Source organism: Streptomyces sp. PA03-3a (assembly GCF_033792735.1).
In the GTDB taxonomy this organism is placed as follows: domain Bacteria; phylum Actinomycetota; class Actinomycetes; order Streptomycetales; family Streptomycetaceae; genus Actinacidiphila.
This window is the reverse complement of sequence record NZ_JARAVM010000013.1, coordinates 92,785-105,353: the sequence shown is the minus strand read 5'-3', so window position 1 is coordinate 105,353 and position 12,569 is coordinate 92,785. Positions and strand designations below refer to the sequence as shown.

Here is a 12,569-nt window from a genome sequence, read left to right as displayed (position 1 = left end):
TGAAACAGGCGATGAAGGACATACCGAAGGTGGTGTGGCTCCTTGCCACCGGCATGTTCTTCGTGGCGGCGGTGAGCTTCACCTTCGTCTACCTCTTCGTCTACCTGACCGGACCTCGTGGGCTCAGCACCTCCCAGGCGGGACTCATCGCCGGTGTCGGCGGCGTGGGCATGGTCGCCGGCAACTTCACCGGCGGGTGGTTCGGCGACCGCTTCGGGCACCGCCGCACCCTCATCACCGGCATGGTCGTGTCCGGTCTCGGCCTCGCGGCCCTGCCCCTGACGCCGACCGCCGCCCTCGCGGTGGTCTTCCCGGTCGCCCAGTACGCCACCGGCGTCACCCGTGCCTCCAACTCGGCGCTCATCGCCTTCTCCGTACCCGAGGGCTCCCGCCGCCAGGGCTTCGCCCTGCTGCGCTTCATGGCGAACCTCGGCGTCACCGTGGGCCCGCCGCTGGGCGCGCTGATCGCCACCTCCGTCTCGTACGACTGGCTGTTCGTCGCCGACGGCCTCGGCATGCTCTTCTTCGGCGTCTACGCGCATTTCATCCTGCCCGCGAACGGCAACCACCGGCCCAAGGGCGAGGCCTCGCCGGACGCTCCCGGCCTGTGGGCCGCGCTGCGCGCCCGGCCCGCCGTGCTGGTGCTGCTCGCCGCGATCCTGGTCGCCGACACGATCTACCGCCAGCAGTACTCCACCCTGCCCGTGTACCTGAAGGACCACGGCATCGGCACCGGCGTCTACGGCGCCCTGATCGCCGTCAGCGGCGCCCTGGTCATCCTCCTCGAACTCCCGGTCACCGTCGCCCTGCGCCGGCGCGCCCCGCTGCCGATCATCGGCCTCGGCGTGATGCTGGTCGGGCTCGGCTTCGCCGCGCTGGCCACCGGCCACTGGTACATCGCGGCCGCCGTCGTGATGATGATCCTGCTGACCGTGGGCGACATCCTCTACAAGTCGCCGTCCACGGCCTACGTCGCCGACAGCGCCCCCGACCACCTGCAGGGCCGCTTCCAGAGCATGTACGCGGGCGCCTCCATCAGCGGCGTGGTGCTGGCCGCCCCCCTCGGCGGCGTGCTCTACGAGCACGCGCCGGGCGCGCTGTGGCCGCTGTGCGCCGTCCTCGGCGTCGTCGCCGGGGCGGCCGTGCTCGGTGCCCAGCGGCTGCCGGGCGTACGGGACGAGGCCGTCGAGCCGGACGCGGTCAAGGCCGCGACGCAGTCCTGACCGCCTCCAGCGCCTCCGCCACGCTCGCCGTGATGTCCGTGACCGGGTAGAACACCCGCCGGACCACCCGGTCCGCGCCGACCACCAGCGTCAGCCGCTTCAACCGCGCCGTGCCGCCCGCGCGGAAGGTCGGCAGCCGCAGCGCCGCGGACAGCGTCAGCTCCGCGTCCGACAGCAGCGGGAAGGGCAACCGCTCCCGCTCGGCGAACTCGGCCTGCTCGTCCGGGCGCTGGGCGCTCACCCCATGCACGGCCGCGCCCGCCGCGGTGAACTCCGCCGACCGGTCGCGGTAGGTGCAGGACTCCAGCGTGCAGCCCGCCGTCCCCGGGATGTCACCCCAGCCCGGGGGGTAGGACGCCGGCCGCGCGAAGGCGCCGGGGAAGCAGTAGAGGACCGTGAACGGACGGTCCGCGGCCACCGGGTCGCGCGGTTCGCCGTCCGGGCCCGCGGGCAGCAGCAGCGCGGGCACCCGGGTCCCCGCGAGCGCGTGCACGCGCTCGGCCTCCGGCGAGCCGTCCGCCGCGGTGCCGGTGGTCGTGCCGTCGCCCAGCACCCACTGGTCGCCCCAGTCCTGGAGGGCGATCAGCACCGGCAGCAGCGCCCGGCCGCGCGGGGTGAGCCGGTACGCGTACCGCACCGGCCGCTCCTGGTAGGGCTCGCGGGCCAGCACGTCCGCGTCGACCAGCAGGCGCAGGCGTTCGGCCAGCACCTTGCGGGAGACGCCGAGTTCGCGCTGCAGGTCGTCGAAGCGGTCGACGCCGCGGGCGGCGTCCCGCACGATCAGCAGCGTCCACCAGTCGCCGACCACGTCGAGGGCCTGGGCGATGGAGCAGTTCGCGTCACCTAGGTGTGTGCGGCGGGCCATGCCGCTATCCTGCCAGCCGAGAGTGAGTTCCCAAAAGGAACTCACTGGGGCGGAGGAGGGAGTCGGGGTATGCGCGAGGTGCCCAGGGTCGTCTGGTCGCTGGCCGCGGGGGTCTTCACGAACGCGGTCGTGAGCTTCACCTTCGTCTACCTCTTCGTCTGGCTGACCGCGGTACGGGACCTGCCCGTCCCGCAGGCCGGGCTGATCGCCGGCACGGGCGGGGTGGGCCTGGTCGCCGGCAACTTCACCGGCGGCTGGTTCGGCGACCACCTCGGCCACCGCCGCGTCCTGCTCGCCGGATCCGCCGTCTCCGGCGCCGGACTCGTCCTGCTCCCCACCCTGCCCACCGCCGTGCTGCTGCCCGTCCTGCTGCTCGCGCAGTACGCGGCCGGCACCGTGCGCGCCGCCAACTCCGCGCTCGTCGCCGTCTCCGTGCCCGAGGGCGCGCGCCGCCAGGGCTTCGCGGTGCTGCGCTTCGCCTCCAACGCGGGCTTCACCGTGGGGCCGCCGCTCGGCGCGCTGCTGGCCGCCCACACCTCCTACACCTGGCTCTTCGTCGCCGACGGCGTCGGCACACTGCTCTTCGCGGGCTACGCCGCCCGCGCTCTGCCCGCGCAGGGCGTCCGCCGGGCCCGCGCCGTGCGCCCCGCGGACGCCACCGGACTGTGGACGGCGCTGCGCGCGCGGCCCGCGGTCATGCTGCTGCTGGCTACGATCCTCGTCACCGACACCGTCTACCGGCAGCAGTACTCCACCCTGCCCGTCTGGCTCGCCGACCACGGCATCGGTACCGGCGCGTACGGCTGGCTGATCGCCGTCAACGGCGGCGTCATCCTCTGCCTGGAGATCCCGGCCACCGTCGCACTGCGCCGCCGGCCGCCGCTGCCGATCATCGGCACCGGGCTCGTCCTCGTAGGCGCGGGCTACGCCGCCCTGGCCGGCGGGCCGTACATCGCCACGGCGGTGACCATGATGGTGCTCCTCACGGCGGGGGAGATCCTCTACAAGACCACCGCCACCGCCCACGTGGCCGACAGCGCCCCGGAGCACCTGCAGGGCCGCTTCCAGTCCCTGTACGCGGGCGCCTCCGTCAGCGGCACCGTCCTCGCCCCGCCCCTGGGCGGCGCCCTGTACGAGGCCGCCCCCGGCGCGCTGTGGCCGGTCTGCGCGGTGCTGGCCGCGCTCAGCGGGGCGGTGCTGCTGACGGCCGCCGCGCTGTGGCGGCGCGGTGCGGGGGGCGGGGACGGGGAGGCCGAGTTCGCGACGGGCGTGCCGGATGGGGCGGACGCGACGCGGCGGCGTTCCGGATGGCGGGCCGGTTGGGCAAGCGCGGGACGCAGCGACTAGCGTTCGACACATGACTGAAACGACCGCCACCTCTCGCGCCACCGGTGCCGTTGCCGCAGGCCTCGCCACGATCGCCGACGACGGCACCGTCCTCGACACCTGGTTCCCCGCGCCCGAGCTCGTGGCGGCCCCCGGCCCCGCCGGGACCGAACGGCTCACCGCGGACCAGGCCGCCGAACTGCTGGGCGACGCCGCCCCCAAGGCGCTGGGACCGGACCCGCGCCGCGGCGTCGAGGTCGTCGCCGTACGCACCGTCATCGCCTCGACCGACGACAAGCCGCTCGACGCCCACGACGCCTACCTGCGTCTGCACCTGCTGAGCCACCGCCTGGTCAGGCCCAACGGCCAGAACCTGGAGGGCATCTTCGGCCTCCTGGCCAACGTCGCCTGGACCTCCATCGGCCCGGTCCCCGCCGGGAACATCGAGCGCGCCCGCCTCGCCGCCCGCGCGGAGGGCCTGCACCTGTCGGTCTACGGCGTCGACAAGTTCCCGCGCATGACGGACTACGTCGTCCCCGCCGGCGTCCGCATCGCCGACGCCGACCGCGTGCGCCTCGGCGCCCACCTCGCGTCCGGCACGACCGTGATGCACGAGGGCTTCTGCAACTTCAACGCGGGCACGCTGGGCACCTCCATGGTCGAGGGCCGCATCAGCCAGGGCGTCATCGTCGGCGACGGCTCCGACATCGGCGGCGGCGCCTCGATCATGGGCACCCTCTCCGGCGGCGGCAAGTCCGTCATCTCCATCGGCGAGCGCTGCCTCCTGGGCGCCGAGGCCGGCATCGGCATCTCCCTGGGCGACGACTGCGTCGTCGAGGCCGGCCTCTACGTCACGGCGGGCACCCGGGTGTGCCTGCCCGACGAGACCATCGTCAAGGCCAAGGAGCTCTCCGGCGCCGACAACCTCCTCTTCCGCCGCAACTCCATCACCGGCGCGGTCGAGGTCCTCCAGCGCACGGGCTCGTGGGGCGGGCTGAACGAGATCCTGCACAGCCACAACTGACGGCGTGCGGCGCGCGGTCCGGGTACCGCGGCCGCGCCGGCCGTCCGACGAGCGCCCTCCCATGGCCGGTGGCCCGGGAGGGCGCTCGCGCGTTCAGCCCTCGTCCGGGCCCGAGGCCGTGTCGTAGTCCGCGGCCGCGGCCTGCCGAGAAGGGGGGCGGGCAGCCTGCCCGCGCAATTCCGGGTCCGCGCGGGCGACCGACGAGGACAGGCATCCGCGTGATGCTGCCCGAGAGGTCAGATGATGCCGGTCCAAGGGGAGGGGCAAGGTGGGCGTATACGTCTCCATCAGGGGGTGGCTGGAGTGCGACGAGCAGCAGCTCGCCGCCGTCCGCCGAGTGATCGCGGACCATTCCGACGGGCACTACAGCGACGGCTGGGGCTTTCCGGCCCGGCACTTCAACTGGACCTCGTACGTCTTCTATGGCGGCGACGTCCGTGTGTCGGCCGTGGACTGGTTCATGGACCAACTGCGGGCGATGGCCGCGATCCCCGCGTCCGACGAGGACGGGGACGGGGTCCGCGGGCTCTTTGTGGTCAGCAGCGAGGTGGCCGCGCAGGTGGAGTGGCAGGTGCGAGACGGATCGGTGACGGTCCGGCCGGCCGAGGCCGGTCTTGCCTACCTGGCCGAGTAACGCGGGCTGTTGCACGATGCTGCGGCGGCCGGCATCGCTGCCGCGACCGCTCCCCGGGGAGACGCGGGCGGCAGGACTCCGGTGGCGTTCCGGGGCCCGGGCGGGCATCGGGGGCCGGGAACTGCCGCGCAGCGGACCGTGGCCCGTCGAGGGCGGTCCGCCGCACCCCGGCGTCGGTCAGGTCGCGGTGGGTCCCGGAGGGAGAGCGAGCCGCAGGACGATCTCGCCGTCGTCGATGTCCCCGGTGGGCTCGAAGCCGAACTTCCGGTAGAAGGGCCAGGGCTCGCCGTCGCCGGGCTCGTAGCTGGTCAGCAGCTCCGTGGCGCCGTCCGCGCGGACCAGGTCGGCGATCTGCGTGAGCACCTCACGGCCGATGCCGTGCCCCTGGTACCGCTTGTCGATCAGGAGCCGCCAGATGAAGTGCCGCCCCCGGTAGGGGCCGGACGGCGGCTTCCACGACAGCATCACGAAGCCGACCGGTTCGTCGCCGCGGTACACGGCGCGGTACCAGGGACTGGCGTCCGGCATCTTCGCCGCCTGCTTCAGCGACAGGGACACCGAGGCGACGAACTGCTTCTGGCGGTGCCGGACGCGCAGGGCACGGACGGCCTCCCGGTTCTCGTCGGTGATCTCCCGGAGGTGAACGTCTGGGGACGCCATGCCACACCCTCTCCCGCCTGCCAGGTCGGCCGTCCTCGCAGCGTATGCGGCCCCGAAGAGCCGGAGGGGGACTGGCACGCCGGGCGCGGCCCTGGCGCTTGGGTGAACTGGTTGCCTGGGGCGCCATGTGACCCGCGGGGTTCGTGGTGGGCGGCCGGGGGCCGCCAGGCGGGACGGTTCGGACTCGGGGCCGTACGTCCGGAGGAGATGATCGCGGAGGCGCGGAAGGCGTTCTTCGTGGTGTTCGGCTTCCTGGCGGTCGTCTGGCTGCTGCAGGTGGCCAACTGCGCGGGCACTACGCGCTCTCGCGGGACTACGGGGTGGTCTCCAGCGACGTGGGCATGCTGCCGAACGTCCTGACCGCCCCTTTCCTGCACTGGAGCCGGGCGTGCATAGAGAGCACCTCCGGGCCGCTGGTCGTCTTGCCCTTCCTCGCCGCGTACGGCGGGGTGGGCCGCTTCCTCGCGCTCAGCCTGCTCGTCGCGGTGACCGGCGGCCTGGCGGTGTGGTTCTTCGAGCAGGGCAACGTGGACACGGTCGGCGCCGGCGGCCTGATCTTGGGCCACTTCGGCTACGTCGTGGTGCGCGGGCTCCTCGACCGGCACGTGATGGACACCCTCATCGGCGTCGTGATGGCGGCGTCCTTCGTCTACATGCTCGCGGTGGCCGTGCCGGGGACGCCGGGCGTGAGCTGGCTGGGTCACCTCGGGGGACTCTTCCGCGACCGGCGCGTTCCCGGCGACCGCCCGGCCCGCCGGGGCGGCGGCGGGCCGGCCGCCGTGACGCGCGGCTGCCTCCCGGTCCAAGGGACCGGGCGACCTGGGACTGCTGTAGGCGCCCGTACGTGCCGGCGGCCGGATCAGATCCAGGTGCTCAGCCACATCCGGGCGTGCCAGTCGTCGTAGGGGATCGTCCGCCCGGTGTAGATCGGGAAGAAGTAGATGAAGTTCCAGACGATCAGCAGGACGAGCACGCCCGCCGCAACCACCCCGTAGGTGCGGCGGCGTTCGGTCGCGCCGGGCCGGCCGATGAGCGCGCCGAGCGCCATGGCGAGGGCGAGGCAGAGGTAGGGCAGGAAGACGACGGCGTAGAAGGAGAAGATGGTGCGGTTCTGGTAGTGGAACCACGGCAGGTAGCCCGCGGCGACCGCGCACAGGACCGCCCCGGCGCGCCAGTCGCGGCGCAGCGCCCAGCGGTACAGCAGGTAGGCGAGGGCGAAGCAGGCGGCCCACCACAGCAGGGGCGTGCCGAGGGCGAGGATCTCGCGCGAGCAGTCGGCGACGCCGCAGCCGTCCTGTCCCTGCTTGGGAGACTCGTAGAAGAAGGACACGGGACGCCCGAGGACCAGCCAGCTCCACGGGTTGGACTGGTAGGGGTGCGGGTCCGACAGGCCGACGTTGAACTGGTAGACCCCGTACTCGTAGTGCCACAGGCTGCGCAGCGGTGCCGGGATCCACGACCACGTGCCGCCGCGGCCGTCGGACCAGTGCCGCCCGTAGCCGTCGTCGCTGAGGAACCACCCGGTCCAGGTCACCAGGTACGCCGCCACGGCGACCGGGACGAGGGACAGGAAGGACCAGCCGAGGTCGCGGCGGAGCACCGCGCGGTAGGGGCGGCGGGCCCCGGCCAGACGCCGGGCGCCGACGTCCCAGAGCACGGTCAGCAGCACGAAGAACGCCAGGTAGTACAGGCCGTTCCACTTGACGGCGGAGGCGAGGCCGAGGAGCACGCCGGCCGCGAGCCGCCAGGGCCGGGGGCCGGTTCCCGCGCGGGCGCCGGTGTCCTGGTCGGGACCGGCGAAGCCGTCGCCGTCCACCGGTAGGGCCGCGGCGAGCCGGGCCCGCGCGCGGTCGCGGTCGATCAGCAGGCAGCCGAACGCCGCCAGCACGAAGAACATGACGAACACGTCGAGCAGTGCGACGCGGCTCATCACGAAGTGCAGGCCGTCCACCGCCATCAGCCCGCCGGCCAGGCAGCCCAGCGCCGTGGAGCGGAACAGGCGGCGGCCGATGCGGCACAGCATCAGCACCGACAGGGTGCCGAGCACCGCCGCCATGAAGCGCCAGCCGAGCGGGTTCAGACCGAACATCCACTCGCCGAGCGCGATCACCCACTTGCCCATCGGCGGGTGCGCCATGAAGTGGCCGGTCTCGGAGAGGGGGATGATCTGGGGGTCACCCAGGATCTGCGGGTCCGAGACCTTGCGGTCGGGCCAGCCGCCCTCGTAGCCGAGCCGGAGCAGGGACCAGGAGTCCTTGGCGTAGAACGTCTCGTCGAAGACGATGGCGTGCGGGCTGCCGAGGCTCACGAACCGCAGTACGCCGGCGAAGACGGCGACCAGGACGGGGCCGAGCCAGCCCATGGCCCGTGCGGCACGGTACGCCCGCGCCGGGCCCAGGCCCAGGGCCTGCCACGTGCGGGTGCCCGGCTCGGGGAAGGGCGGGACCAGCCGTTCGCGGGTGTCGGTCCGGGGGCGTGGGCTGTGGCCGAACCGGCGCAGTCGCAGCGGCCAGTCGGCGGCGGTCGCCCCCCGGGGGTCGCCGGCGTCGTCGTCGGTGCGGTCCGGCGTAGCGGTGTCCGTCGTCACCCGCACATCCTAGGGACGTTGTCGGATGGTCATACCGGCACCCGTGTTCGAGGAGCCCCGCGCGCTGGTCGGACTCGCCGCACCGCCGGCCCGGCGCGCGGCTGGGGCGTCGTACCGGCCGCGCGCAGACGACCGGGGCCCGGCTGAGGCGTCGTACCGGCCGCGCTCAGACGACCGGGGCCCGGTGCAGGTCCAGCGGACGGATCCCCGCCTCGTCGAAGCGCCGCTCCAGCGCCTCGGTGCCGTGCTCGCGGCGGAAGGCGATCTCGGACGAGGTCACCGGCAGCAGCCACAGCAGACGGGCGTGGCCGCCCGGCAGGTGGCAGACCTCCAGGTCGGGGCCGTGGAGGTAAGGGAGGCTGACCAGGATGTGGTCGCAGGCCGATCCGGGGACCCAGGGCTCGCCGACCGGGAGGCTGTGGCCCACGTCGAGCAGGTGCGGCCGGGGACCGCAGTGGTAGTGGGCGGTCATGGCGATCAGGTCGGCGAAGCGGGGGTCGGGGACCGGGGCGGTCAGGACGAACTCCACGCCGTGGCCGTCGTCGTTCGCCCGGGACCAGCAGCCGGCCGTCACATAGGTCCAGTGGCCGCCGCGGGGACCCGGGCCCACCTCGATGACACGCAGGTCGGTACCGTGCCGCGGCGTCCGTCGCCCAGGTCGTGGGTGGCCGTGCCCACCGGATGCCCCGAGAAGGACTCGCGCACGTGCCGGTCGAGCGCCCGGTGCGCCTCGCTCGTCGTCATGGTGGGGATCATGACAGGCACCCCGCGGGGCGGCGCGCGGGGGGCGTTGTACGCCCTGTCGCGCACCGGTGCATCCGCGGCGCGCGGGCCGCCGGGGCGTGCGCACCGGCGTCCGGCTCCGGCGGTGAGGCGGAAGTGACACCGCTGACGTAGGGAACCGCGGTGCGCCTTCCTCGGGCGTCCCCTCGCCCGGCAATAGCGGCAACTCGTGCGTCCGTAGCGGTAATGGCGGGTGACGGAAAGCCGAAGCGCGCCCGCCGGGCGCCCACACGTCTAGGCTGGTGCTGCGCGTTCAGGCGCCCCTCGGACACCGCTGCATTGGAGACCCCGCCATGGCCGCTGACCGCCTCGAATTGCCGCCGGTGAGGCTGCTGCCCGAGGAGGAGCTGGCGCGGCTCGCACTCGCCGTGCCGCTCCTCGACCGCGCGGTACGACTGGCGCGCTGGTGCGCGCCGCACGTGACCGTGGACGCCATGGGGGAGCTGACCGCGCAGGACGTCCCGCGCGCCGTTCGTGAGCTGGGCCTGGAGCAGCAGCCGGACGGCGCGGCGGACGCGGCGCAGGCCTGGGGCGTGGCCGTGGACGCCGGGCTCGTCGACCTCGACATCGAGGACTCGGACGAGGACGAGGCCGACGAGGAGGCCGGCGCGGGGGGCGTGGCCCTGGACGAGCCCGCGGGGCGTGCCGTGCCCGGCGAGGCGCTGGGGCGGCTGGACGCGGGCGGGCCGCGCGAGGTGCTGGAGGTGTGGCTGGCCGCACTCGACACGGCGCTGGCCGAGGCCGCGACGCCCGACCTCGACGGCCTGCTGGAGGAGCTGGGCCCGGACGGCGAGGTCGACCTGGGCACCCTGGACTGGGACCCGGAGGAGGAGGCCGAGTTCCTCGACGGCGCGCTCGCCAACCTCTATCTCTTCACCGCCATGGAGGACTCCGGCGGCGACACCAAGGACGCCGTGCCGCTGCCGGTCCTGTCCGCCTCCCTCGTCGTCCCCGAGGACGTGGAGGAGCCGAGCGACGCACTGCTGGAGGACGTCACCGAGGTGATGGTGCGCCTCGACGAGCACTTCCGGCTGCTGACGACCATCGGGCTGTTGGAGTACCAGCCGCTGGACGAGGCCCTGATCGAGGAGGCCGAGTCCGAGGACGACGGGCCCGCCGAGGGCGCGGCGGTCTTCCCGGAGGAGATCGGGCCCGAGGAGGTCTCCCGCTACGGCCTGGTGCGGCTGACCCCGCTCGGCGTGTACGGCGTGCGGGCCCGGATGGCCGACGCCGGTATGCACGCCCCGGCCGCCGGCGACCTGGCGGGGGAGCCCGCCGCCGTCCTCCTGGAGGCGCTGTTCCAGTACCCCGACCAGATCGCCCGCCGCGAGGCCGACGCGTGGCTCGGCAACCGCAAGCCCTATGACGCGGCCCGCGAACTGCTGGAGGCGGCGCGCGGCGAGGACCGCAACGCGCCCGGCCGCCGCCTGGTCGCCCAGCAGACCCTGAGCCTGCTCGGCGACGAGGCCGAGCCGGCCCTGCGCGAGGTCCTGGCGGACCGCCAGCTCGGCGGACTGGCCCGGGTCTGGCTGACGGAACGCGAGGCGGCGGACGTCCCCGCCCCCGACGAGGACATGATCTTCTGGCTCACCGTCGACACCATCGCCGCCCAGCTCGACGCCGACGACGACCCCGAGTTGCTGCGCGAGCTGGTCACCGACCTCGTCGCCCGGCACGACGGTTTCTTCACCGCCGCCTGGCGGGTGGACCACCCGGCGACCGCCGACGTCCTGGAGGCCATGGGCCGGATCCACCCCGACAAGCGACTGGCCAAGGAGGCGCGCAAGGCCGCGTTCAAGGCCCGTTCGGCGGGAACCGCGGCGCCCTGAGCCGCACGCGGGCTCCGCCGCGAGGGCGCGGCGAAGGCCCGAACGTCTCGGGGAATGGGCGTCGGAATGTCCCGCTCAGTTCAACTCCCGTTCGCCGTGGGGCGGGAGCGTGACTGCGGCAGAACAGTGACCTTGTGGCCCCAGGAGAGAACGATGCCTCTCACCCGCAGAGACTTCGCCAAGCGCACGGCGATCACCGGCGCCGGAGTCGTGCTGGCCGGAACCGTCGACGTCCTCGCGACCGCACCCGGCGCCCTCGCCGCGGACGCCCCGGCGACCGCCGCGGCGGCCGGCGCGTCCCGGCACCACGGCGGGCTCGGCTACGGCGAGCTGGTCCCCGACCCCCAGGGCATCCTCGCGCTGCCCAAGGGCTTCTCGTACCGCGTCATCACCCGGACCGGCGTCACCAAGCTGGAGTCCGGCGAGTCGACCCCCTCCAACCACGACGGCACCGCCACCTTCGAGGGCCTGCGCGGCGCCACGCTGCTCGCCACCAACCACGAGCTGGCCGGTGCCCGCGCCGACTGGCCGCACCCGGTCCCGCTGACCGAGGGCCTGGTCTACGACTCCGGCGCCGCCGGCGGCGTGACCATCGTCGAGGTCGCCCAGCACGGCGGCCACGTCGTGGAGTGGGTCGGCGTGGCCGGCACCGCCACCAACTGCGCTGGCGGCCGCACCCCTTGGGGCACCTGGCTGACCTGCGAGGAGACCGAGGACAAGGCCGGCAAGAACGGCTTCCTGAAGGACCACGGCTACGTCTTCGAGGTCGACCCGTACGACCGCAGGGCCAACCGCGACCCCAAGCCGATCAAGGCGCTGGGCCGCTACGCGCACGAGGCGGTCGTCGTCGACCCCAAGCGCGGCCACCTCTTCCTCACCGAGGACGCCTCCAACCCCAACGGCCTGTTCTTCCGCTGGACCCCGCCGGCGGGCTTCCACCACGGCCGCGGCAAGCTGCGCGCCCTGCCCGACAGCGCGGGTGTGCTGCAGGCCTTCAAGTGCTTTGACTCCGGCGGCAAGTTCATCGACGACCTGTCCCGCGCCACGAAGATCGGCACGGTCTACGGCGTGGACTGGGTGGACGTCCCCGACCGCGACGCGAAGGCGACCTCCGTGCGCAAGCAGTTCGCGGCGGGCGAGGTCACCCGCGCCCGCAAGCTGGAGGGCATGTGGTGGGGCGACGGCGGCGTGTACGTCGTCTCCTCGTACGCCCGCGAGGAGAGCCCGGGCGCGTCCCACGACGGTGCCGTGTGGTTCTACGACCCCAAGCGCCGCACCCTGACCCTCAAGGTCCTCCTGGGCGTCAACCCCGACCCCTCGGCCGACGGCGCCTTCGACGGTCCGGACAACATCACCGTCTCGCCCTACGGAGGCCTGGTCATCGCCGAGGACGGCGAGGGCGTGCAGCACCTGTTCGGCGCGCTCGGCGACGGCCGTACCTACCCGATCGCCCGCAACGAGCTGAACATCGGCACGGCGGAGGAGCCGGAGTACAGCGAGTTCACCGGTGTGACCTTCTCGCCCGACGGCAAGACGCTGTTCGCCAACATCCAGGACCCGGGCATCATGCTGGCCATCACCGGCCCCTGGCGCCGCCAGGGCCACGGCGGCGCCTGCTGAGACCCGACCGCGTCACCC

Annotated in this window: 11 protein-coding genes; 7 read left to right on the top strand and 4 right to left on the bottom strand. The window is 73.7% G+C overall.

Annotated elements, in window-relative coordinates; translation table 11 throughout:
• Nucleotides 1-11: 11 nt before the first annotated feature.
• Nucleotides 12-1,223: an MFS transporter gene (locus PV342_RS17925; RefSeq protein ID WP_400803298.1), complete on the top strand. Its 1,212-nt coding sequence runs from the start codon at nt 12-14 to the stop codon at nt 1,221-1,223.
• On the opposite strand, the gene PV342_RS17920 is transcribed toward PV342_RS17925, so the two are convergent.
• Nucleotides 1,201-2,088 (bottom strand): winged helix-turn-helix transcriptional regulator, encoded by an 888-nt coding sequence (locus PV342_RS17920; RefSeq protein WP_500317852.1) that lies wholly within the window; start codon nt 2,086-2,088, stop codon nt 1,201-1,203. The genes PV342_RS17925 and PV342_RS17920 overlap by 23 nt on opposite strands.
• A gap of 69 nt (nt 2,089-2,157) precedes the next feature.
• Here PV342_RS17920 and PV342_RS17915 point away from each other — a divergent pair, with 69 nt between their 5' ends.
• From PV342_RS17915 to PV342_RS17905, 3 genes are all read left to right on the top strand, one after another.
• Entirely contained in the window at nt 2,158-3,435 is a 1,278-nt protein-coding gene (locus PV342_RS17915; protein ID WP_400803304.1) for an MFS transporter, read from the top strand.
• Between the two features lie 10 nt (nt 3,436-3,445).
• Nucleotides 3,446-4,438, top strand: a complete 993-nt coding sequence (dapD, locus tag PV342_RS17910) for a 2,3,4,5-tetrahydropyridine-2,6-dicarboxylate N-succinyltransferase (RefSeq protein WP_400803307.1) — start codon at nt 3,446-3,448, stop codon at nt 4,436-4,438.
• Nucleotides 4,439-4,706: 268 nt separating this feature from the next.
• On the top strand, nt 4,707-5,072 hold the full coding sequence (locus tag PV342_RS17905) for a hypothetical protein (protein ID WP_500317851.1): 366 nt from the start codon (nt 4,707-4,709) through the stop codon (nt 5,070-5,072).
• A gap of 177 nt (nt 5,073-5,249) precedes the next feature.
• On the opposite strand, the gene PV342_RS17900 is transcribed toward PV342_RS17905, so the two are convergent.
• Complete coding sequence (locus tag PV342_RS17900; RefSeq protein ID WP_018560659.1) at nt 5,250-5,732, bottom strand: GNAT family N-acetyltransferase; 483 nt, start codon at nt 5,730-5,732, stop codon at nt 5,250-5,252.
• A 320-nt stretch (nt 5,733-6,052) separates the two neighbouring features.
• Between PV342_RS17900 and PV342_RS17895 the strand changes: the two genes are divergently transcribed.
• Nucleotides 6,053-6,637: a rhomboid family intramembrane serine protease gene (locus PV342_RS17895; protein ID WP_500317849.1), complete on the top strand. Its 585-nt coding sequence runs from the start codon at nt 6,053-6,055 to the stop codon at nt 6,635-6,637.
• Here PV342_RS17895 and PV342_RS17890 read toward each other — a convergent pair.
• The gene (locus PV342_RS17890) at nt 6,592-8,319 is read right to left on the bottom strand and encodes a dolichyl-phosphate-mannose--protein mannosyltransferase (protein WP_500317848.1); all 1,728 of its coding nucleotides are present in this window, start codon (nt 8,317-8,319) and stop codon (nt 6,592-6,594) included. The two genes, PV342_RS17895 and PV342_RS17890, sit on opposite strands and share 46 nt — an antisense overlap.
• Before the next feature lie 166 nt (nt 8,320-8,485).
• A complete protein-coding gene (locus tag PV342_RS17885; RefSeq protein ID WP_500317847.1) occupies nt 8,486-8,929 on the bottom strand; it encodes a suppressor of fused domain protein in 444 nt (147 codons plus the stop codon).
• Between the two features lie 466 nt (nt 8,930-9,395).
• On the opposite strand from PV342_RS17885, the gene PV342_RS17880 reads away from it, so the two are divergent.
• A complete protein-coding gene (locus PV342_RS17880) occupies nt 9,396-10,931 on the top strand; it encodes a hypothetical protein (RefSeq protein ID WP_500317846.1) in 1,536 nt (511 codons plus the stop codon).
• Nucleotides 10,932-11,084: 153 nt separating this feature from the next.
• Complete coding sequence (locus PV342_RS17875) at nt 11,085-12,551, top strand: alkaline phosphatase PhoX (RefSeq protein ID WP_400803327.1); 1,467 nt, start codon at nt 11,085-11,087, stop codon at nt 12,549-12,551.
• Nucleotides 12,552-12,569: the final 18 nt, after the last annotated feature.